This window comes from Streptomyces sp. CHD11, assembly GCF_018638295.1.
Taxonomy (GTDB): Bacteria; Actinomycetota; Actinomycetes; order Streptomycetales; family Streptomycetaceae; genus Streptomyces.
In genome coordinates this window covers 79,585-100,788 of sequence record NZ_JABTTS010000013.1, presented here as the reverse complement: position 1 = coordinate 100,788, position 21,204 = coordinate 79,585, and the positions used below count along the sequence as shown (strand labels likewise).

At 70.3% G+C, this 21,204-nt stretch carries 25 protein-coding genes; 7 read left to right on the top strand and 18 right to left on the bottom strand.

Annotation, left to right across the window (positions count from 1 at the left end; all coding sequences use genetic code 11):
- The first annotated feature begins 133 nt into the window (after positions 1-133).
- The 7 genes from HTV45_RS16405 to HTV45_RS16375 all read left to right on the top strand — a co-directional run bounded on the left by HTV45_RS16405 (position 134) and on the right by HTV45_RS16375 (position 6,677).
- Positions 134-772, top strand: a complete 639-nt coding sequence (locus tag HTV45_RS16405; protein WP_215206519.1) for a WhiB family transcriptional regulator — start codon at positions 134-136, stop codon at positions 770-772.
- Positions 769-2,364 (top strand): hypothetical protein, encoded by a 1,596-nt coding sequence (locus HTV45_RS16400; protein WP_215206518.1) that lies wholly within the window; start codon positions 769-771, stop codon positions 2,362-2,364. The genes HTV45_RS16405 and HTV45_RS16400 overlap by 4 nt, the downstream gene beginning before the upstream one ends.
- The gene (locus HTV45_RS16395; RefSeq protein ID WP_030827515.1) at positions 2,361-2,552 is read left to right on the top strand and encodes a hypothetical protein; all 192 of its coding nucleotides are present in this window, start codon (positions 2,361-2,363) and stop codon (positions 2,550-2,552) included. The genes HTV45_RS16400 and HTV45_RS16395 overlap by 4 nt, the downstream gene beginning before the upstream one ends.
- 316 nt (positions 2,553-2,868) lie before the next feature.
- Positions 2,869-3,480 (top strand): MobC family plasmid mobilization relaxosome protein, encoded by a 612-nt coding sequence (locus HTV45_RS16390; protein ID WP_251692181.1) that lies wholly within the window; start codon positions 2,869-2,871, stop codon positions 3,478-3,480.
- Between the two features lie 15 nt (positions 3,481-3,495).
- Positions 3,496-5,229 (top strand): relaxase/mobilization nuclease domain-containing protein, encoded by a 1,734-nt coding sequence (locus HTV45_RS16385; RefSeq protein WP_215206516.1) that lies wholly within the window; start codon positions 3,496-3,498, stop codon positions 5,227-5,229.
- Positions 5,230-5,461: 232 nt separating this feature from the next.
- Positions 5,462-5,905, top strand: a complete 444-nt coding sequence (locus HTV45_RS16380; RefSeq protein ID WP_215206576.1) for a hypothetical protein — start codon at positions 5,462-5,464, stop codon at positions 5,903-5,905.
- 79 nt (positions 5,906-5,984) lie between these two features.
- On the top strand, positions 5,985-6,677 hold the full coding sequence (locus HTV45_RS16375; protein ID WP_215206515.1) for a hypothetical protein: 693 nt from the start codon (positions 5,985-5,987) through the stop codon (positions 6,675-6,677).
- A gap of 241 nt (positions 6,678-6,918) precedes the next feature.
- Here HTV45_RS16375 and HTV45_RS16370 read toward each other — a convergent pair whose 3' ends face one another.
- The 18 genes from HTV45_RS16370 to HTV45_RS16285 form a co-directional block, all read right to left on the bottom strand.
- Complete coding sequence (locus HTV45_RS16370; RefSeq protein WP_215206514.1) at positions 6,919-7,740, bottom strand: DUF317 domain-containing protein; 822 nt, start codon at positions 7,738-7,740, stop codon at positions 6,919-6,921.
- A gap of 15 nt (positions 7,741-7,755) precedes the next feature.
- Entirely contained in the window at positions 7,756-8,046 is a 291-nt protein-coding gene (locus HTV45_RS16365) for a hypothetical protein (protein ID WP_215206513.1), read from the bottom strand.
- A gap of 105 nt (positions 8,047-8,151) precedes the next feature.
- Entirely contained in the window at positions 8,152-8,505 is a 354-nt protein-coding gene (locus tag HTV45_RS16360; RefSeq protein WP_215206512.1) for a DUF317 domain-containing protein, read from the bottom strand.
- A 293-nt stretch (positions 8,506-8,798) separates the two neighbouring features.
- Positions 8,799-9,626 (bottom strand): hypothetical protein, encoded by an 828-nt coding sequence (locus tag HTV45_RS16355; RefSeq protein WP_215206511.1) that lies wholly within the window; start codon positions 9,624-9,626, stop codon positions 8,799-8,801.
- An 824-nt stretch (positions 9,627-10,450) separates the two neighbouring features.
- Positions 10,451-11,476 carry a SpaA isopeptide-forming pilin-related protein gene (locus HTV45_RS16350; RefSeq protein ID WP_215206510.1) on the bottom strand — a complete coding sequence of 342 codons (1,026 nt, stop codon included), beginning with the start codon at positions 11,474-11,476 and terminating at the stop codon, positions 10,451-10,453.
- A gap of 29 nt (positions 11,477-11,505) precedes the next feature.
- On the bottom strand, positions 11,506-12,252 hold the full coding sequence (locus tag HTV45_RS16345) for a DUF317 domain-containing protein (RefSeq protein WP_215206509.1): 747 nt from the start codon (positions 12,250-12,252) through the stop codon (positions 11,506-11,508).
- A 114-nt stretch (positions 12,253-12,366) separates the two neighbouring features.
- Positions 12,367-12,855 carry a hypothetical protein gene (locus HTV45_RS16340; RefSeq protein WP_215206508.1) on the bottom strand — a complete coding sequence of 163 codons (489 nt, stop codon included), beginning with the start codon at positions 12,853-12,855 and terminating at the stop codon, positions 12,367-12,369.
- 29 nt (positions 12,856-12,884) lie between these two features.
- Complete coding sequence (locus HTV45_RS16335) at positions 12,885-13,751, bottom strand: DUF317 domain-containing protein (protein WP_215206507.1); 867 nt, start codon at positions 13,749-13,751, stop codon at positions 12,885-12,887.
- 24 nt (positions 13,752-13,775) lie between these two features.
- Entirely contained in the window at positions 13,776-14,402 is a 627-nt protein-coding gene (locus HTV45_RS16330) for an HAD family phosphatase (RefSeq protein WP_215206506.1), read from the bottom strand.
- On the bottom strand, positions 14,399-15,550 hold the full coding sequence (locus HTV45_RS16325) for an MFS transporter (protein WP_215206505.1): 1,152 nt from the start codon (positions 15,548-15,550) through the stop codon (positions 14,399-14,401). Before HTV45_RS16325 ends, HTV45_RS16330 begins: the two co-directional genes overlap by 4 nt.
- Positions 15,547-16,791, bottom strand: a complete 1,245-nt coding sequence (locus HTV45_RS16320; protein WP_215206504.1) for an acetyl-CoA carboxylase biotin carboxylase subunit family protein — start codon at positions 16,789-16,791, stop codon at positions 15,547-15,549. Before HTV45_RS16320 ends, HTV45_RS16325 begins: the two co-directional genes overlap by 4 nt.
- A 49-nt stretch (positions 16,792-16,840) precedes the next feature.
- Positions 16,841-17,143, bottom strand: coding sequence for a hypothetical protein (locus tag HTV45_RS16315; protein ID WP_215206503.1), 303 nt, complete (start codon positions 17,141-17,143; stop codon positions 16,841-16,843).
- A gap of 31 nt (positions 17,144-17,174) precedes the next feature.
- A complete protein-coding gene (locus HTV45_RS16310; RefSeq protein WP_215206502.1) occupies positions 17,175-18,410 on the bottom strand; it encodes an MFS transporter in 1,236 nt (411 codons plus the stop codon).
- Positions 18,407-18,922 carry a regulator gene (locus HTV45_RS16305; protein WP_215206501.1) on the bottom strand — a complete coding sequence of 172 codons (516 nt, stop codon included), beginning with the start codon at positions 18,920-18,922 and terminating at the stop codon, positions 18,407-18,409. The genes HTV45_RS16310 and HTV45_RS16305 overlap by 4 nt, the downstream gene beginning before the upstream one ends.
- On the bottom strand, positions 18,919-19,761 hold the full coding sequence (locus tag HTV45_RS16300; protein ID WP_215206500.1) for a winged helix-turn-helix transcriptional regulator: 843 nt from the start codon (positions 19,759-19,761) through the stop codon (positions 18,919-18,921). Before HTV45_RS16300 ends, HTV45_RS16305 begins: the two co-directional genes overlap by 4 nt.
- Before the next feature lie 43 nt (positions 19,762-19,804).
- On the bottom strand, positions 19,805-20,218 hold the full coding sequence (locus HTV45_RS16295; RefSeq protein ID WP_215206499.1) for a hypothetical protein: 414 nt from the start codon (positions 20,216-20,218) through the stop codon (positions 19,805-19,807).
- A gap of 10 nt (positions 20,219-20,228) precedes the next feature.
- Positions 20,229-20,672 carry a hypothetical protein gene (locus tag HTV45_RS16290; RefSeq protein WP_215206498.1) on the bottom strand — a complete coding sequence of 148 codons (444 nt, stop codon included), beginning with the start codon at positions 20,670-20,672 and terminating at the stop codon, positions 20,229-20,231.
- Complete coding sequence (locus HTV45_RS16285) at positions 20,669-21,151, bottom strand: hypothetical protein (RefSeq protein WP_215206497.1); 483 nt, start codon at positions 21,149-21,151, stop codon at positions 20,669-20,671. Before HTV45_RS16285 ends, HTV45_RS16290 begins: the two co-directional genes overlap by 4 nt.
- Positions 21,152-21,204: the final 53 nt, after the last annotated feature.

Below are 21,204 nucleotides of genomic sequence, written 5' to 3'. Positions count from 1 at the left end.
CCGCTGCACCGCCGCAACCTCACCGTCCCGCACCGGCTGCGGCGCACGCCCACACGCCGCAGCCGGCACCCGACGCCGCATCCGCCGAGCACTGCGCTAGCCGGCCGGTGTGGCAGCACATCGGAGACTCCCTTTGCGCCACATCACCACCCACGACGCGCCGGCCACCGGCCTGCGCGGCATCGGAAACACCAGCTGGCACGTCCGCGGAGCGTGCCACGGCATGGACGTCGAGGACGCCGACGCCGTGTTCTTCCCCGGGCCCCGGGATCACGAGGAGATCGCGGAGGCGAAGGAGCTGTGCGGCTGGTGCCCCGTACGCCGCGCGTGCCTGGACTTCGCCCTGGAGAACGTCCTCAAGGAGGGCGTCTGGGGCGGGCTCACCGAAGCCGAGCGGCGCCCGTTGCACGACAACCTGCACCGGCGCCTGGACTACCGGCGTGTGACCGCGTTCTTCCAGGGACGCGACGTGCACCTGACGGAGGCCGAGCGGCAGGTTGTCATCGACCACGCCTACGTCCGGGGCTGGCAGCCCGACCGGCTCGCTGCCGCCCTGCAGATCAGCCACAAGCACGCCCGCGACCTGCTCCGGCAAGCGGCCAACAAGGTCTGCGACCGCGACCGCAATTACGGCGTGCCCCGCTCCAAGAAGAAGCGGAAGACCTCCAAGGCCAAGGGCATCCCCGCGCCCGCAGTTCCCGGCACTCAGCAGCCGGCAGGCCGCCCGGCGGCGTCGACCCCGGCGCACGCCCCTCTCGGAAAGGCAGCATGACCCACCCTGTCCTCGCCTTCGGTGCTCCTTCGGACCTCCCTCTCCTCCTCGCCGCCGTCGTGCCCGCCGCCCTCGCGCTCGTGCTGACCGCCCGGGCAATCCGGCGCCGTAGGACTCGCCCGCAGAAACGTCTCGGTGGCCCGGCAGTCAAGGTCGCCGCCGTCGCCGCCCTCGGATGCACCGCCTACAGCGCCGACACCTCATGGCGCTTCGCCGCCGACTACCTCGACATGGCCGGCACCGCCGAGAGAGCCGCCATGTTCGCCGCCGCCGAACTCGCCCTCTTCGCCACAGCGCTGATGGCCCGGCAGAACCTCGCCGTCCAAGGCGCCCCCGGTCTGCCGGGCACGCTGGTCTGGGTGATCACCACAGTGCAGGTGATCCCCGCCTACGCCGAGAGCGGCCCCATCGGCGGCACGGTCCGCGCCTTCGTCGGACCCGTCATGGCGGCGATGCTGTGGCACCTGGCCATGGGCATCGAACTGCGCCTGCGCACCCCGGGTGCAGCCTCGCACGGACTGATCGCCATCCTGGGCCGGGAGGCACGCGAGCGCCTGCTGTCCCGCCTGGGCATCGCCGCGCGAGACCGGGACGCCGCGCAGATCACCCGGGACCGGGCCACCGCCCGTGCGGTCACCCTCGCCGCCCGCCTCGCCGAGCGCACACCCGAGCAGCAGCGGAACCGTCGAGGCCGGCGGCTGACGCGACGCCTGTCGAAGGCGGTCGGCAGGGCCTCGGTCGGAACCGATCCCCTCCAGCGGGCACAGCTGCTCGACCAGCTCGCCGCTCGGCGACACGCGCTGGCGCTCGCCACGGTCCCGCTCCCTTCTCCCTGGTCCCCGGCGCACAGCAGCGCATCGGCGGCCACGGTCCCCGTACAGCCGACATCGAATGTGCCGGTCCCCGTCCCCGGTCCCGACGGTTCCGACGAACCGGTCCGGGACCGAGGACCGAGGTGTCCTTGGGGACCGGTCCCCGAGGAGGCGGACCCGGAAGCCGAGGTCGGCGCGAGGACCGAGGGCGACGAAACGGGAACGGCCGCGGGGACCAAGCCCTCTAAAGACGGTGCGGTCCCGGGGACCGAACTCGCCGGTCCGGAAGCCGCAGCGTCGGACGCAGCGGCCACGAGGACCGACCGCAACACGCGAGAAGTAGCAGATCAGGACCCGGATTCTCATCGGGGACCGGGCATCGCGAAGTCGGGGACCGAGGCCACCGAGGACCGGAGACCGACCGCCCCACAGTCCGGGACCGAGACCACCCAGGACCGAGGACACAAGGTCCCGCTTCGCCGGAAGCCGACCAGGACGTCCCGGACGAGGAACAAGGACAAGCCTGCCCGGTCCCGCTCTCCGCAGACGGAGCGCCAGGCACGCGAGCTGGGCGAGTCCGAGCGCCAGCTTGTCCGTGAGGTGCGCCCCCATATTCCCGCCCTGCTCGAACGGGACGGCAATGGCGCGATCACTCGGGTGCAGCTGCGTGAAATCATCCGCCGCCAGGGCCTGACGGGAGTCGGTAACGACCGACTCGGCCTCGTCCTTCAGGAGCTGCGGAACGGGGACATCACGACGACGAGGAGCACCGCCCGATGAAGACCTGCCACCAGTTCAAGATCGTCCGTGCGGAGTACGAGCGAGAGATCGGATTCATGCTCGCTCACTCCGAGCGGCACGCGGGCAGGCCGGCGGCGAAGTCCAGCGCGAAGCAAGCTGCCTCGGCGAAACAGCGGATGGCCCGCGCGCTCAACAGCCACGTCGGGCGCTGCCCCGAGTGCGGCTGAGCTGGCAAAACCCAGCTCAAAGCCTGTACCCGTAAAGGTGGCCCGGTTCCACGCCGGGCCACCGCCCCACTTAGAGGTACGCCGTGACCCCGCATCCTCCTCGCTCTTCCGAGCCCACCACCGCCGAGGCCAATGCCTGGGCGGACGTCCTGGTCCGCCGGCAACTCCTACACGCCGTCGTCCTCACGCCGACCGGGCAGTGGCTCGTCCAGGACCGTCCCAACGGACCGGTCCGTGTCCTTGCCAGCCCAGCCGATGTCCTCGCGCTGGCCGCAACCATCCAGCAACGCACCCGCTCTACGAGGCCCAAATCCCGATGACGAACGCACCCAAGAACGGCACCACCCCGGAACCTGATCCTGGCTCCAACTCGGTCTCAGGGCGAGCAAGTTATCCCCTTGGACACTCCGCCTTGAGCGGAGTATCCAAGGGCTCCCCCGTCCCTGGGGGGCCAGGGCTCGTCCGGCGCCGGGGGACGCCAGACGAGGAGGCTGCGACCGAGGGCGGATCGCAGCCAGAAGGGACACAGGACACGCGCGAGCAGCCGCGTACGCGCCGCCGCAAGTACCAGCGTCGCCAGCGTCCGCACGTCCGCAACACCCGCTTCAGTGATGACGAACTCGCCCTCGTGACCGCCGGCGCGAACGCTGCCGGCCTCACCCTCGCCGGTTTCCTCGCCCGCGCTGCTCTCTCTGCCGCCCGTGACCTTGAACGGACCGCAAGTGCCGTTGCGGACGAGCGTGAGGTGATCGCCGAGTTCTTCGCCGCCCGTCGCCACCTCGGTCACGTCGGCAACAACTTGAACCAGATCGCCCGAGCGGTCAACGCCGGAGCACACCCGGGTGAACTCGACGTGGTCATCTCGGCCACCGGCCGCGCGGTCCAGCGTGTCCAGCACGCCACCGACCGGCTCCTCCACCAGGACTAGGACCTCACAACCTCCATGATCCCCAGGATCCAGAAGCGCGGACAGCGCACCATCGGCCTCCTCTACTACCTCTACGGACCAGGCAAGTTCGAGGAGCACACCGATCCCCACCTCGTCGCGTCCTGGGACCACAACGCTCCCGACCCCGGCCGCGACGCCACCGCGACCCTCAAGCAGCTCCAGCAGCTCCTGGACCAGCCCGTCGAGAACATCGACCCCTCGCAGCGCCCGAAGAAGCATGTGTGGCATCTGTCCGTGCGTAACGGCAGCGAGGACCGAATCCTCTCGGATCAGGAATGGGGTGACGTGGCCCGCCGTATGGTCACTGCGGCCGGGATCGACAACCCGGAGGAAGGAGCGGGCTGCCGGTGGGCCGCCGTGCGTCACGCCGACGACCACATCCACATCGTCGCCACCCTCGTCCGCGAAGACGGGTACAAACCTGACCTCGACAACGACGCCAACCGTGTGCAGGCCCAGGCCCGGATGCTCGAAGCGGAGCTGGGCCTGCGACGCCTCAACAAGGGAGACGGCACCGCGGCGAAGCGGCCGACCAGCGCCGAACGCCACAAAGCCGAACGGCAGGGCCGCGAGCGCACCGCCCGCGAGGAACTGCGCGAAACTGTACGGCGCGCGGTGGCCGGTGCGAGGAGCGACGAGGAGTTCTTCGACCGGCTTGCTGGCGCCGGCCTCCTGATCCGCAAGCGCGTCGCACCCTCCGGCGACCTGCTCGGATACAAGGTCGCCCTGCCCGACGACTTGAACAAGGACGGCGAGCCGGTGTTCTACCCCGGCGCGCGCCTGGCCCCCGACCTGTCGCTGCCCCGCATCCGCGAGCGCTGGTCCAGTGACGCCCCGGATGTCCGGCGGGAGGATGCGATCCGTACGGGGTCGGGCAGTCCGGCCTCCGCGCGCCGCGGCACGGCATCGGCCGTGTGGCAGGCCGTGCTCGTCGTCGAGCGCGGCGAGGACTTGGTCGCCGCCGCCCACATCGCAGCGACCGGCGAGGTTCTGGACGCCCTCGCGAAGACGTCCGCTGCCCACACCCGCCGCGAACTGTACGACGCAGCAACAGCTTTCGAACGGGCCTCCCGCTCCCACGTCCGCGCCGTACGCGGGCACGATCGAGCCCTGCGGCAAGCCGCCCGCGACCTCGTCCAGGGCGGCCCGGCCCTCGGCCGCGGTGAGGACGGGGCCACCACGGCGATGGCGATCGACATGCTGTTCTTCCTGATCACCGCCACCGCGCACTGGCACGCCAGGAAGGGGCACGCCCAGCAGGCCGAGGCCGCCGCCCGGGCCGCCGAGCACCTGCGCACCGCCTACCGGGCCGCCTCGGCCCAGCCGCTCGGTGTGCTCCACCAGCGCGGCCGGCGTCTGAGCCGGCCGATGCTCCAGCGGCAGACGGTGCTGCTGCGCGAGGCGCTGCCAGAGCTGGCCGAGCAGATCCTCGCCGAACCCGGCTGGTACGCCCTGGCCGCAACCATCGAGGAAGCCGAAGCCGCCGGCTACGACCCAGCCGCCCTCCTGTCCGACGTCGTCGCACGGCGCGAACTCGGCACCGCGGACTCCGTCAGCGACGTGCTGGTGTGGCGCATGCGGCGGACAGCCGACCTGCCCGCCGATGCCTCCCACCTTCCCGAAACCAGCACCGCTGAGAACCGGCCCGCGACGCACGATAGGACCACCAAGCCCGCCTCACCCGCCAGGCGGCGCACCGGAGAGGAGACATCGCGCCAGTCCCGGTAAGCCCACCGGATGCCGGCACGCAGTCTCACCGCATCACCGCCGTGGCAACACCGCCGCGCCATACCGCGACACGCATCGCGGCAGGCTCGTCATCCGGGCAGCCGAGGGGCCGAGTGCCCCTGCTGACCTGGCCGGAGGGGACTGTGGACTTTGTGAATTGAAACCACCAGGGGCATGAGGCACGATCATGAAACGCGCAGGACGAGGTGCCAAGGTAGAGGAGAGCGCCAGGGTGTTTCACCGAATACGCCGCAGGGCCAAGGAACTAAGCGAAGCTCAGAGACGGTTCGCCGAACTGCACGCGCAACTGCAGGGCCAAGTCCCGCCCGGCATCGGAGTGCCAGCACCCGAGCCACAGTCCGTCGAGCCGACCGCCATCGTGGACGACTTCCTCCCGCCGGAACTGCGGGTGCCGAGCCACGACCAGGTCGAAGGCAAGATGATGCCGTGGAAGCAGCCTCTGGTCCTAGACGGTGAGATGGCCGCCTGTGTCGAGTGCGGCGCATACCGGGACTGGCTCATCCTCTCCACTCACGGTGAGATCTGGCTGCGCTGCCGGGCCGGCCACCAGCAGTTGGAGACCCGCATCGACACCGCCTGGTACAACCGGCACTCCGGGCCGGCGGACGCGACGCACGCCACGTTCGAGGACTGCCTGCGCCACCTCGGGCACTGACCACCACTCCTACGACCCCACCGGGCCCGTGGGCCCGCACTGACCACCCGTCGCCTAGCACCAAGGGGTCAGTTCCGTCATGCGCGTTCGCGTCGCCACCACCGCACTCGGCATCACCGCCACCCTCCTCGCTGTGCCCGCCTGCTCCATCGACACCACCAGGTCCAAGCACCAGACCTCCTCCTCCCATACGGGAAAGCCGACCGACGCCGTCCAGGAGCCGGCCGCACTCTCATCGGCCGCACTCGAGTCCCGCCTGCTCGATCCGAGCGACCTCGGCAGCGGCTACCTTCCCAAGCCGGAACGTCCGGCCCAGCACGACGACGTCACCGTCATCGGCTGCCCGGCCCTGAGCGAGTTGGGCGACGACGCGGCGACTGACGGCACACTCGCATTCCCGCACAAGGCGAAGGCGGACTTCACCTACGGCGGCAGCTCCTCGGAAATCTCCGAGGAGCTGTACAGCGACAGCGCGCAGAAGCTGTCCGAGGGCATCGGCCGGATCTTCGACGCGATGACCGGCTGCCCGACCTATCAGGTCGTCGCGGGCGGCACCCCTGTCGACATGACCTCACAGAAGCTGCCCGCGCCCCACGGCCTCGGCGACGAGCAGTGGAGCCAGCTCCTGACGTTCTCCACGGGAGGGCGGAGCACCGTGGTCAAACAGACCGCCATCCGTGACGACAGCCTGCTGCTGATCGTCTCCGGCTCCCCGGCTCTCGTCGACCGCCACCTCGACAAGGCCCTCGCCAAGGCCACGGCAACGAGCTGACCTGCGTGCACGTCACGCTGCCTCCGACCACCGCAGGTCGGGGGCAGCAGTGCGTTACTGACTGACGCGTTGAACGGTGCGAGCGGCTTGCCCTGGTACCGGGCTCGGACCTGACCGAGCTGGACATAGAGCACGGTGAGCATCGAAGACCGAACGCCCCCCTCACCCGAGAAGCAAGAAAGTCCGGCACCCCCCGGGGGAGGGTGCCGGACTGCGATCATCGAGTGCGGTACGCGGGCCGTTAGATGGTCGGCGCGCGCAGGAGTCGCTCCTGGGTGGCCTCGGGCAGTACCCGCCGCAGGACTGGTGCGGTCGAGCTGAGGGAGGCGGCGAAAGCGGCGACAAGATCGTGCGGAACGCTGGCGGCGAACGATGCCGCCCACAGACATGGCGCGCTGAGCACAGGCTCGGCCCACGCCTGCCATCCGACCAGTCCCATCTCGTCGCCCTCGGCGGACAGGGCCCGCGGGTCGGCGTCCTGGATGAGAGGCGGGACCTCGCCGAGACTGATGTGCGAGGTGAACGTCGGGTCCGTCGCCGCCGCCTGGGGTTGGTCGATGTCGCGGAACCATCCGTGGGCGGCGACAGCGTCAAGGACCAGCTCGGATCCGGCGAGCGGCACGGCAGGCTGGTCGCTTGCGTCGAGCGCGACGAGGAAGTCGACCACCGCCTCGCCGGGGACGTCACGGGTGAAGTAGGCCGACCACTGGGCGAGCGGGCTGCTCGCCTCGGCTCGGGCGGAGATCTGCCAGGCGATCGGCAGCTCGCCCAGGTGGAACGGCTCGTCCGCCAAGCCCCACTGGGCCCAGCGCAAGGCGTCGGGGCTGATGTGCAAGACGGTGCTGCGCAGGACCTGGCGGTCCTCCGGTGCCTCGTCCGGCTCGTGCCGTCCGCGGACGATCGTCAGGCTCGTCCAGCCCAGGCCGGCGAGCGCGTCAGCGACGGCGTCGTAGAGGCGTCCATCGTCACCGGCCAAGTGCCGGGGGCCGACCCAGAACGCGGGCTGGCCGCCGCGCGGGGCGGACGGGTCGGGCGGAAGGTCGGGGTACAGGGGCGCCTCCAAGGGCTCGGTGTGGGTCTAGTTGCCGCCGGCGCGGCGGCGAGGGCGACGCGGGGGCGCCTGGACGGGGCCCTGCCAGGTCAGGGCGATGGCGACCTCCGACGGAAGGTGGCCGAGTTGCGCGTCCTCGTCCCGTCCTTCGGCGAGGTAGACAACGGTCCGGCCGGTCTCGTCGACCGACTGCAGGACCTGCGTCAAGCGGTGCGCCATCGGGAAGAACGGGTTCATAGCCTGACGGACCGGAGCACTCCGGTCGCAGCCGGACAACAGGTCGATGAGATCGCCGACGGTCATCTCCGGGGACGTCACGGACAGCCTCCTGGGGCGCGGGAATACGGGGCAGGGGGATACGGGCCAGCCGTCGGGAACGGCCGGCGCTCACAGGGCGGGCACCATGTGTCGATGTCCGCGCTGTCAGAGGTAGCGTGAGGTCTCCAGCACCCTCGCCACGGTGGCGGCGATGATGTCGGCCGGCGTCTCGGTGTCGAACGACAGGTGGTAGCCGCGGACCTGGGCGGTTCCGGTGACGGCGATCTTCCATCCCTCGCGGTCCGTGCCGGGGCGGCCGTGCGGGAACCAGCCGAGGTAGAACCGGCCGTCCTTGGAGCTGACGTGCACGTCCGCGCGATCATCGACGATCAAGTGGAAGTCCTCGGCGGAGAACTGGTCCATGACCAGAGTCGGCTGACCGGGGCCGAGCTGCCACTCCCGCGGTCGCAGGACTTCAACGTTGGTGGAGAAACCGGGACCCGCAGGAGCCACGGTCACGGGCAATCACCTCTCTGACCTGGGGTTTCTTGCAAGGTCGTCTACGTTGACATGCCCTCGCGTCCGTTGGCCAGTCTTCCCGAGATCTTTCCTGTCTGCCCCCGGCGAACTGCTGCCCCTTGTCATCCAATCGAGTCGTTTGACAGCGAACTCAGCCGTTTCGGTTTCTTGGGCGAGACGGAGGAATTGTGCCGGTGTCAGGAGTCGGTGCTCAGGGTGCCGCGGCCGTCGATGACGCGCAGGGTGCTGGTGCCGGCGGTGAGGTGGTGAGGGTCTCGTGGCGCCGCCAGCGCTCAGACAGCGAGTCCGCCTGACCTCGGTTCGCGAACCGTGATGCGAGGGCTGACGAGCTCGTGGAAGAAAGCGGATTGAGACATGCGGATGAGGTTCAGATCGGTCATGTCCCCTCCTTTGCAGAAGGTTCGGTTCCAGTGTTGTGTGCCCTGGATGCCGAGCGTCGGCATCTCGGCCGGGTCGAGCGTGGTGGGAGGCTCGGGCCAGAGCCGTGTGGCGAGGTTCGCCGCCTCGAAAGGGTGCTCGACTTCGACGTACGGGTGGTGCAACAACTGCAGTGCAAGCTGCCGTCCGCCCGTCATCCCGTAGCCGAATGCCGAGAATTCGAAGACTGCTGGAGCCTGCCCGGCGACGTGGAGGTGCGGGAGCAGGACGACTTCGTCAGGCGTGTCCGGTCCGGCCTCCTCTTGGCTGGTGACGGTGCACCACAGGGACAGATCGGGTGGCAACTGTCCCGTCGCCCGCATGGGGAACAGTAGGGTGTCGAGGTTCGGCCACGACTCGCGTTCGTGGTTAGGTAGTTCCGCGTCGTGCGCCTCCGGATGCTGTTCGAGAAGAAGGGTCTTGACCGCCCAGCTGGCTGCGGCTTCGACGGCGGAGCCGCTGATGGCTTTGCCGTTCAGCAAGGCCCGGACGTGATCCTTGGCGGGCTTCTCGAAGTGGGTGTCAAGCCAGCCGTTGCAGTCGCGTCCGCTTGCGTCGCCCTGCCCGCAGGCAGGAGCCATCACGCGTGACAGCTGCGACCGTTCCGTTATTCCGCTCCGATAGGGGATCGGCTCCGCGCCCTTGTAGAAGATGAAGGGACCGTCGTCCTTGTAGCGCTCCAAGAGCCAGCGGGGACGGACATGTTCGCGGCGCCCCTTGACAGGGGCGCCGCAAAGCGCACACTCAAACATGCACCCAGCGCAACCATCCGGGTGACGTCGGCCGCAGGCTTTTATGTCCCCCGCCAGGACTCAGGGACACCCGAGGGCCCGAACGGTCCAGCCGGCTTCACGCCAGGCGTCGGCCAGCGCACTGCGCCCCGACTGAGCGTGGACGGCGGGTGGCAGGGCAGCAGCAATCTCCTGCCTCCAGGGCATCTCGCCCGCCGCCACGGCCCGCAGCTGCGTTCGTCCGCCTGCAGCCCAGCAAGCTCCGCATTCCCCAGAACGGGGCTGGGATCTGCGCGGATTCATCCCGGTTCCCTAAGTGAGACCCATCACAATCGAATTGCACCCTACTCCGGCGGCGGGGCGAAGAATCCGGGTGCCTTTATGCGCGTGACCAGCAATCCTTTAGAGGTGATCCTATTACCTAAACGCAATTCCCCACCCGAAGGCACATTAGAGGAAATTCGAGCCGCGAAGGGCATCCGATACCGTCGCTGCACATGGGACTCGAAACGCAGGTCATGATCACATCCAGCCCGATCTTCGCCCTGCTCACGGCACTGTTTGTCGTAGCACTCGCACACCCTGATCCGCAGGTGAGGGCGAGGGCTGAGCGGATCCTGGGGGTGATTTTCAGGGCACGGTAGAGCGCACATTCATCAGCCTGAAACAAAGTACTGTCACTGGTTTTCGAGCCAAGGAGCTGCGCCTCCGTTCACGCTCGCACGATGAAGCTCCCGGAATCGAATGATTCCGGGAGCTTCATGAGGTCGGTTGGGTCAGCTCTCGGCGGAGCCGTCATCGTTGGAGTCGTCCACGGGTCGGCGGCGAGCCATGATAAGGGCGCCTCCACCTCCGACGATCAAGACGGCCGCTCCGCCGATCAGCCATGGTGTGGCGTCAGCGCCGGTGTGGGCGAGGGTGCCCGTCGGCGTCTTCGGTGTGGAGTCGCCAACTGGAGTGGCGGCGACGTTGGAGGAGTCGGGTTCCGGTGTGTCGCTGCCCGACGCGGACGGCGTGGCCCCTTCGGTACCGCTGTTCGGCTTGCCGGGGCTGGAGGGGGTGTCGGTGGGCGTGTGCGTGGGCTTGACCGAGGGTTCGGGCTTCGAGTCGGTGGGGGTCTTGGCGTTGTTGACGGTCACGGTCACCGGGTCGCCGGGACCAGCGGTGAACGTCTTGGTCGGCTTGTACAGGTCATAGCCGGCAGGGGCTTTGATCTCCTTGACCCAGAACTGGGCCCTTCGGCTCGACATGGGCAGCTCTCCGGAGGCCGTGCCCTTGGCTCCCGTGGTTAGGGTGAGCAGCGTCGAGGTGCCGGTGCCGATGTTCACGGTTGCGCCGGGCAGGAGCTTGCCGGTCTTGTCGTCCTTAACCTGCAGGAGGACCTTGGCGGCCTTGAAGGGGTCGGTGATCGTCAGCCGTGTGGTCGCGCCCGGGGTGACGATGACGTCCTGGTCGGCGACGACCTCGTGGAGCGGGCTGCCGGAGGCCGTCTCCTTGAGCCGGTAGACGCCGGGCGCGAGGTCGGAGAAGGTCAGCTTTCCCTGTGCGTCGGTCTTCCCGTGTCCGGCTTCCTGGCCGGCGGAGTCGAGCAGCAGGAACACGGCGCCGGGCAGGGCGTCTCCGGCCGTGTCCTTGGTGGTGATCTCGACGCTGCCCGCGTCCGGGGCCGGAGTCTCGGCAAGGGCGGCGGAGGTCGAGGGGCTCGGTTCGGAGGGCTCGGCGCTCGCGGCCGGCGCCCAGGTGAGGGTGCCGGCCGCGGCGACGGCGATGGCGGCGGCGGATCGGACGAGACGTGCGTGCACGAGGAAGAAGACTCCTTGATCGGTCGGGGTCAGCGGGTGCGGCCGGTCGTATGGCCGGTGGGTGGTATCGCGGGGGTCGGACGGTTGAGTGGCTGCGGGGCCCCAGCGGGTGCGGCGTAAAGGTGACGACGGGTATGGAAAGGGATGTGTTTCACGGTCCGGTGTAGCGGTTCGGTGGAGATCAGCGAGGCGGTGAAAGCCGCGGCGAGGGTGGTGGGCGCGCCGGCAGAGAACCGCGCCTGCCAGTACGGCTCGCTCGGGTATCCGCCCCAGGCCCGCCAGACCGGGCCGTCGGAGCCGGTGGTGGCGTACCGGTGGCGCACGCCGCCGAGGCCGTCCGGTGGGAGGAAGTTCTGTGTGCCGTCCGTTTTGACGTTGTGACTCCAGCCGTGGGTAAGGAGCGGCGTGTACACCTCGTGCGGGGCCTTCGCGTCCTCGAACAGGTGGTCCTGGCCGCTGTGGCGGTCTCCGAGGTACAGGTCGAGCAACTCGGCGTGGACGTCGCGCAAGAGTTCGGCGGGGGTAGTGGCGTCGAAGGCGATCTCCCAGGCCCGCAGGCCGAAGGGGACACGGTCCATGCCGATGCTCCACGTCCCCTGTCCTCGCTCCTCGGGCTTGGGTGCGAAGCGGGTCCACAGCCGGGCACAGGGGCTGATGGCGAACACCATTCCTCCGAGCCCCTGGTGAAGGTGCCAGCCGTCGTCGGAGGGGAAGGACCAGATCGTCTCCAGGTCTGCCTGGCCGGGACCGGCAAGGTGACGCGGGAGAACCCCCACGGTCTGGGCAGGGTCAAGGTCCTTGAAGGGGTCGGGGGCGGATCGGGCAACAAGAGGAGAGGCTCCTACTCGATAGCTGACGCGGCGTGCGGTGCGCGGGGATCGGGAAGAGGCTCAGCGGGTGCGGGCCCCTGTGGGGGCGGCCGGCGGGGCAGGAGTGCTGCGCGGCGTGCGGCCGGCCTGGCGCTTGGGCGCGGAGGCGGCCCAGGCACCGGGGAACCAGACGGCGGTGTACTGCTCGATGGCATCGCGCAGCCCGGTGGTGACGGCCCCGTCCCACGGCGGGCGGCCGGGGCGGTGGTAGGTGTCGAAGGTGCCGTACTGCTTGGTGTTCGGACGGGTGTGGGTGGCTTCGTCGCGGCGGTGGAAGGTCCCGTGGTCCACGAAGCTGAGCGCCACCGCGTCGATCTCGCCGCGGTCCGGGTGGACGACTGCGACACGCAGCCCGCCGTAGGTGTCCGCGTGGATGGTGCGGGTGAAGTCGATCCGCAGCCGTAGCGGCGTGCCCGGGACGGGAGCGGCGTAGTAGGTGTTGCCCACGACGGCGTGGTCGTGGAAAGGGAGGCATAGCTCGGTGAAGAACTCGGGGGCCTGCAGGGACACGCGGGTCTCCGGTCGGGGTTGGGCTGGGGTCAGCGGCGTGGGCCGGGCAGGGCAGGTCGGCTGGTGGTGCTCCAGCGCGGGACGCTGGCCGCGGGAAGCGCGGCCGGGCGGCGGGACGCGGCGGCCCGCCGGACGTCGAGCGGGGTGGGCGATGGCGGACCCGGCGGGAGGATCGGGGAGAGCTGGGCGTGGCCCTTGACGTAGCTGTAGGTGTCGTCCCGCCATCGAGGCAGGGGTGCGGGGTCGGCCACGGCTTCGGTCACGGCCCGCAGGAGGGCGGCGGGGGTGTCGGTGCTGGCCGTGGCGTACCAGAAGGGCCGGGCTGAGGAGGTGCCAGCCCACAGGTGCCAGCGCGCGTCGTGGGTGTCCAGTTCGATCGCTGGGTCTAGGTTCCCGGTGGTGTACTCCAGCGTGGCGAGACCGTCGGGTGAGGTGATTGCGAAGGTGCTCGAGTCCGGGCCGTCGAGCTGCCAACCGTGGTTGATGAGCGGGTCGACGGCCTGGAACGGGTCGCGGTCGGCGCTTCCGGCGAGCGGGCGGGCAAGGTAGTGGTCCGGGCCCTGCTGGTACGCCTCGGCGAGGGCGGTGGTGAAGGCGGTGACGAACTCGGTCGGCGCGCTGTCGTTGAAGCAGACGCCCCAGGCCGGTGGGCCGAAAGCGTCCTTGTAGGCGTTGATGCGCCACAGTCCGTCGTCGTTGCCTTCGGGGAGGTAGCCGAGGCGGACCTTGCCGTCGGGGGCCGTGAGGTAGGCGTTGCCAAGGTCGTCGTGGTGCAGATCCCAGCCAAGGCCGCGCAGCGGGTCGAGGCCGGGATCACCGACCGCAGCGGCACGGGCCAGGTGGCGTGGGGAGACGTAGACGTCGCCGTCGATGGTGTCGTGGTCGTCGTGAGGCACTGGATCCTATGGGAAAGGGCGGGGTCAGTTCGGAGACTGCAGGGCGGCTGCGAGGTCGGTGGGGCGACCGGTGTAGTGCAGGGTGCGCAGGCCCAGGCGGCGGGCTGCGTGGCAGTTGTCGGACCGGTCGTCCACGAAGAGGACGCGGTGAGGGTCGGCGCCGGTGGCGTTCATCGCATGCTGGTAGGCGGCCGGGTCGGGTTTGCAGACCTGGAGCCGGGCTGAGTAGAAAGCGTGGGTCATCAGGCGGCGCCACGGGTGGCGGTCGAGAACATCGCTGAGGTGGCGGGGTGCGTTCGACAACAGCACCAGCGGCAGCCCGGACTCGTGGGCCTGGTGCAGGACTTCCACGACGCGGTCATCGGTGGACGTCCACATGTCGGTGTCGGCGTCGCGGAGTTCACGCAGCCGTCGGGCGCCGGGGTGGTGGCCGAGGACCGTGGCCCAGTACTCGAGATCGCTGAGCTGGCCGGCGTCGTATGCAGAGCGGGCACTCCAGAAGGCGTGCTGAAAGGCGGGCAGGTCGTCTTCGGACCGCAGGGCGGTACGGGCCAGGCGGAGCCACTGGCCGGTGGTGGGCTGCAGGCCGATGACGCCGTTGTAGTCGAGGATGACGGCGTCCAGGCCCGCCTGGGCGGTGGTGGGTGTCACGGGGTGGGGTTCTCCAGGGCACGGTGGGCGAGGGCGGCGACGGCTGCTGCGAGGAGGGCGGGCAGCAGCAGGGCCGTGGACAAGGTGGTGGCGCTGGCCAGGGCGCCGATGAGGGCCGGTCCGGCGAGGAGGCCGAGGTAGCCGGTGGCGGTGACCGTGGCCACGGCCTTGGCTCCGCCGGCTCCGGCCGAGGTGATGAGCGAGGGGACAGTGGTGGACAGGCCGAGTCCGAAGACCGCCCAGCCGGTCAGCGCCAGCGGGGTGCTGTTCCCGATGACGCCGATGGTCAGTCCGGCCGTGGCGAGAACGGCTCCGGCCCGTACGACTGTCGGGGCGCCGAAGGCTGCGGTGAGCCGGTCTCCGGTCAGCCGTCCTGCGGCCATGGCCGCGCTGTACAGCGCGAACGCGGCGGCGCTCGCGGCCGTCGGGGCGCCCAGGGTGTGCAGGTGCACGGCGGCCCAGTCAGCGGCGGCTCCCTCCCCAAGCAAGCTCGCAGCGGCCAGCGCGGCCAGAAGCCAGAGCTTTCCCGGCGACGGAAGCAGGGGCAGCTCCCCGGCTCCGGTGTGTGATGCGGGGCGGTCTGCGCCGCTCAGGCTTCGGGTGACCGGCACGGCAGCGACTGCGACGCCGGCCAGGAGGGTGCCTGTTGCGGTGAAGAGAGTGCTGTGTGGGGCCTGGGCGGTGAGGGCGGCCAGGGCGGCGCCGGCGAGGGCGCCGAGGGAGTAGGTGGCGTGAAGGCCGGACATGATGGGCCGACCGATACTGTTCTGGCAGCGGACGGCCGCGGTGTTGACGGCTACATCAAGGACGCCGTGCGCGAGACCGAACGCGAGAGCCGCCGCCAGCAATGCGGACAGGCTCTCGCCTTGGCCCACGAGGACGAGGCATCCGGCCAGGGCGATGGACCCAGCGCTGAGCAGAGCCGGTAGCCGCGCCGGGTGAGCGTAGCGGCCTCCGAGCTGAAGCCCGGCGACCATGCCGACGGCAGCGGCCAGCAGAACCAGGGCCAGCCCTGCGGTGCCGAGGTGGGCCGCCTGCTGCACAGCAGGCATCCGGGCGCCCCACACCGCCATTATGGCCCCGAGGCCGAGGAAGTAACCGGTCAGCAGCGCCCGGCTGTGCCGGTCAGCCGCAGACACCGCGCTCACGCCGCGGTGCTGCGGCTGCCGGGGGTCCGGTCGAGGACCGCCGTGACAGCACGAGCGGCCTGGTCGGCGCGTGCACGCGCCTGCTGGCCGGTGACGGCAGTGGTGATGAGGTAACCGAGCCGGCCCGTGTACAGGTTTCCTCCGTCGGCGGGGAGGAGGAGTTGGTCGCCGGGGCGGCACTGGAAGTGCAGCCGGTCCAGCCACGTCGGGCGGGGCTCGTCGTAGGTGAGGTGGGTGAGGGTGCCGGAGGTGTCCGGGTAGAGGAGCCGGATGGCGACGGCCGAGGACCTGGTGGGCGTGAGGTCGGGGGCACGGTCGCAGGCGATGTCGGCGGCGGCACGAGGCAGGTCGATGCCGGTGGCGAGACGCACGAGGTGGCCGATCATGTCTCCGGCCAGGCGGGCGTTGACCTCGATGAGGCGGGGTCTGCCGTCGACGAGTCGCATCTCAATGTGGCTGACGCCGTCGGTGATGCCGAGGGCGTTGATCGCCGCCCGGGCGGCCGGCGCGACGGTCTTCAGGAGCGGGTCGTCGGCGTCCACGCTGTGGGCCAGCTGCTCGAAGTACGGCGGAGGGCTGATGGTCTTGCGGTTGACCGCGACCACCGTGGTGGCGCCGCGGTAGGTGACGCACTCCACGGAGATCTCCGGCCCGTCGAGGAACTCCTCGACGAGGACGCTGGTGCTCTCGGTGCCCTGATCGGCCGTCCGTTCGGCTGCCTGGTAGGCGGCCGTGAGCTGATCGCGGTCGTCGACGCGAAGCACGCCGATGGCACCTGCGTGTGAGGCGGGCTTCAGCACCACGGGGTAGTCGATCCGTTCGGCGGCGGCTTCGGCCTCCTGGCGGGTCCGCACGCTCACCGAAGCGGCCGAGGGCACGCCGTGACGGGCGAACAGCGAACGAGCGGTGGCCTTGTTGCGGCACCCCTGCATCACTTCGGGTGCGGTGGTGGACAAGCCGAGCTGGCGGGCGAGGCGGGCGGTCGGGACCACGCTCCACTCGTCCCAGGTCATGACACCGGCGAGGTCGTGGCGTCCGGCCAGAGCCTGGCCCCCTGCCAGCAGGGCGGCAGGATCGCTGAGGTCCACGACGGCGTGATCGGTGATGTGCGGCTTCTCCCAGGACGGTTCGGTGCCGGTGAGCAGCACGACGTCGTAGGCGTCGGCGACCTGCTCAAGGCAGTAGCCGCGGTAGTTCTCAGCTCCGGGAGCAACGACAAGTACAACAGGGCGAGCGGGCAAGAGGAGTTCTCCGTATCGAGGGATGGTAGGGCGGGAAAAGGGGGGTGTCTCAGGCGGCGCGGCGACGGCGTAGCTCGAACGCGTCGGCCCAGTGGGGGTGGTCGTCGATCAGGCGACGGGCGTAGAGAGCCGTGAAGTTGTTGTTCAGCCCGGCGACGCCGTACGGGAGTTGACGTCGCAGGTCTTCGAAGAGGTCCTTGAGGCTGACCCGTGTGGCTCCGGCGGCCAGGCGGCGGGCGGCCAGGCGTTCCAGGGCGCGGTATACGTGCGGGTTGCGGGCGTCGAAGGCGTGGAACTGCTCAGTGATGGTGCGGCCGGTCGCTCGGTGCGACCCGAGGGCGGCGATGGTCATAAAGGTTCTCCACGGGCCGGGGACAGTTGGGTCAGGTGCGCAGAGCGGGGTCGGTGCGCAGGCGGGCGAAGGCGCAGAACAGGCCGAGGGTTTGCAGGGCGGCGCACGCGGTGATGACGTGGCCCAGCGCGTCGGGCGGGGTGAGCGCGGTGAGCACACCGGCGACCGGGAAGGGCAGCAGAAGGATGAGGATGGTGGCCGACAGGGTGCTGCCGAACATCTCCGGGGGGATCAGGCGGGAGCGCAGGGTGCGCAGGACGACCGCCAGGCCGCCATCGGCTGCCATCAGGACCGCGACCATGACCAGGTAGGACAGATAGTCGGGGGCCAGGGCAGCAGCGAGACAGGCGAGCGAAGCGATGAGGGAGCAGGCTGCTCCCACTGGCCACAGACCCAGGCGGTCCAACGCGAACCGGCAGATGGTGACGGCCACAAGGGTGGCCGCCGCTGCGGCGGACCACACCAGGCCGACTGCCGTGGTGGACTGCCCGAAGTGCTGGACGACGATCACGGGACCGGCTGCTTGGAGAAGGCCGATAGACAGGTTGGACACCGTCAGCCCGGTCACCAGCCAGCCGAGCGCGGGAAGCGAGCGGATGGTGCGCCACCCGGTGACCAGCCCAGCCCCGGGCCGCCCCTTCGGCGCACGGGCCGGGGCTACAGGCGAGGGCGGTGTGCGCAGGGCGAGCAGCGCGGCGAGCAGCGAGAGCACGGTGACCACCGCGAGCATCGACGGCGGCCCGGCGAGCAACAGCACGCCGGCGAGCGCCGGCCCGGCCAAGGTCGCGGTCTGGTCGATGCCGAGCAGGGCAGCCTGGACTCGGTGAGCCCGAGGCCCCGCTCGGCGGCCGGCGGCGGCACCTGCGGTCTCGACTGCGATGTAACTGAACTCGGTGAGCACACCGGTCGTCGCCGCCAGCACCATCACCGTCGCGGTCGCCACGGTGCCGGACGGGTAGAGGTACAGCAGGACCGCGCCGACGGCGAGAGCCACCGCACGTCCCAGGGAGGCGAGGTGGAAGACCACCGAGGCGCCGCGCCGGTCGACGATCGATCCGGCCCACCCGAACGCTGCCAGGCGCGGGATCCACTCCAGGGCGAAGGCGGTCCCCGTCAGTACGGCGGAGCCAGTCGTGGCCAGAACGAGCAACGGGATGCCGTAGGTGGACATCGCGAACGCCAACGCGTCCGCCGTGCGCGGAAGGTAGATGCTGCTCATCAGCCCGGCAGTGTGGCGTGCGTGCCGGGGTGTGACCGCTGCGCTCACGCGGCCCGCTCGGGCTCGGCCCTGGCCACCTGGGAGTTCCCGGCCAGCCACTGGGTCAGGAGCGTGCGGGCACAGGCCAGGTCCGCCTCAGCCTCCACGCTGATGGGGCGCACGTTGGGTAGGGGTGCGGGGCGGTCGGCGTTCTCGGGGGTGAGCGATGGTGCCAGCAGGCCGAGGACATGCTGGACACGGCTGCTGAACTCGCAGACGGCGGCGGGGAGCGAGTGACGTCGCGCCCACCGGGCTAGCGCGTCGTACAGGTCGGCCAGCTCCCTTCCTGAGTCCGTGAGTTCCAGACTGGCGCCGGGCGCGACCCGGACGAGGCCGTGGGCGCGGGCCGTGTCAGATGCACTGCGCAGTTGGTGCGCGGAAAGGTCGGGCAGGGTGCCGGCGAGCCGACGCGGCGGTATGGCGCCGTTGTCGTCGATCTCGGTGACCAGACGGATCAAGGAGCGCGAGGCCAGCAGTTCGACAGCGTGACGCGCTTCGGCAGGGGTGAAGGAAGTGCTCATCGGCGCGGGCCTCCCACCGGAAGGGCTGCCGTCGGGCGGCCGGCGGCGGCGTGCGAGAAGAGGTCGCGGTGGTGCCACACCGGGGACGACCCAACCGCCCGAGCGGGTGGCAGCGCCGCGGGCGTCGGCCGTGACTGGCTGCTGACCCACGGCCTCGGCGCGCTCTTGGCCTGCAACTGGCCCCAGACGGGGTGGCGGACCGCCTGGTCAAGGGGCTGCCCGGCGGACCAGGCGGACAGCGTGCCGAGCACGGGGCCCAGGGCATCGCCGGCGGCGGACAGCCGGTAGGGCCGGCCGTTTCCCTCAGTGTCGACCAGACCGTCGGCAACGAGCTGGCGCAACGGCGGATAGATGTTCGTCCAGTCGCTGCTGGGCATCACGATCCGGGCCAGAACCCGGCCGCTGACCTCCTTACGCGACTTGAGCACCCACAGAATGGCCGCGGCGTGGCGCCGGGTGAGCAGGGTGAGGCTGTCCTCGATCTGCTCGATCGCTGCCAGCGGGCGCTCCGCCTTCTCCAGATGCTCCTCGGCCCAGGTGACGATCATCGGCAGGACCGGCAGCAGGGCAGTGACTCGCTCGGTGTGGCCGTAGGTCACGTGCCGTGCGGTGTGTTCGGCGCGCTCGACAAGTCCGGCGTCGCACAACGTTTTAAGCTTGGGGTGGAGCTGGCCGTTCTGCAGCCAGGACACCTTGGCCGCCAGTTCGCTGTAGCGCAGCGGCGGGCCGGAGAGTGCCAGCAGGATCCTCACGTTCCAACGCGGGGTGATCATGGCGAGGGCCTCGGTGACCCGGGTGATGTCGGCGTCGGCATCGGGGGGCAGAGCGGTGATGGCCAAGGGAGGAACTCCTGGGTGAAAGGAAAGGGGGATCGCCTGGGGGTCAGCGGCTGTGTGCCACGCTCTGCGCCGCAAGGGGCGCGGCCGGGGCAGGCTGTGAGGGAGTCGGCGAGGCAGGCGTCGAGGCCGGGGCGCGGGCCAGGCTCTGCAGGACGGCGGCGATCGACTTGGCCTGGATCTCGCGGATGGCGACGGCCTCGGCGAGTCGACGGGTGCCGTCGAGGAGGTGGGAGACCTCGTGCGGGCCGATCTGCCGCTCGGGGTGGATGAGCCGGGTGAGGTGGTCGCGGTGGAAGTCGATGCTGCCCTCGGCCAGGGCGAGGGTGTCGTGCATGCCGAGCAGGGCGGAGAGCATGCCGGGTGGCTGGTCCTGTGCGTGGGCTTTGAGGTCGGCGAGCGGTGCGCCGTACAGGTCCTCGATCTGTCCGGCTATGTCAGTGGACGTGAGGTGGAGCAATCGGGGGCTTTCACGGTCGGCGGGCCTGGGCCACCCCGGCACGCTGGGGTGCCGGGGCGGCAGACGGGGGCAGGGTGGCGGTGGCCCTGAGCTGAGCCGTTCGTACGGGCCGGGCCTGCTGGGAGGGCTGGGGCATGCTGCGCAGCAGCTCGCCGAGGGCTGCGCGGTAGCCGTCGCGGGCCTCCAGTGCTGCTTCCAGCCACTGCGCGTCGAAGCGGAGCTTGTCCGCCGACAGTTCGTCCATGTCAAGGTCGGGATCCATGCCGGCATGGACACGGTCGCGGACGCGGGCGACCTGCTCCTCGGTGAGCGCCAGGAACGAGCGCAGCTCCAGAGCGTGGGCGAGTGCGGGTGGAGCATCGTGGCCGGCAGCCGCCTCGTACAGCTCGGGTACCGGGTTCCCGAAGACCTTCTGCAGGTCGGTGTCCATGGTGCTGGCCTTGTCCCGGCTCATCGGGCGGACCTCACCGGCCGCCACGCCGACGCCGGCGCGGGTGCCCCTGCCGGCCGGTTGGGGGCGCTGGTCTGCACCGCCGGGCCGCTTCGGGGCCGAAGACGGGCCAGACGCTCTGCGGCGAGGTCCTTCTTGCCCGGAGCGTCCGGGTTGAGGAGCCAACGTACGACCATGGCCCGGCCGTCGCGGGCAGTGACGGCGGCGTTCACTTGGTGGGCAAGGCCCATCGTCGGATCGTCGACCTCGCTGGGCTGGGTCTGCAGGGCTGCGACGAGGTCGTCCTCTGCGCGCTCCAGCACGGACTGAGCCTCGACGAGAAGGCCGTGCCACTTGACGACGTCGGTGGCGTCCGGGTTCGCAGTCGGAGCGGCGGCGACCGCGGCCTTCAACTGGTCCATGCCCATGTCGAAGCGGGCCTCGATCCGTTCGGTGAGCACGCCCACGACATCCGCAGACTCATCGGATATGCCGTCGGTCAAAGGGATCTCCTGTTCTGGATAGGCCGGTTCCTGGGGAATACGAGGGGCGGCTG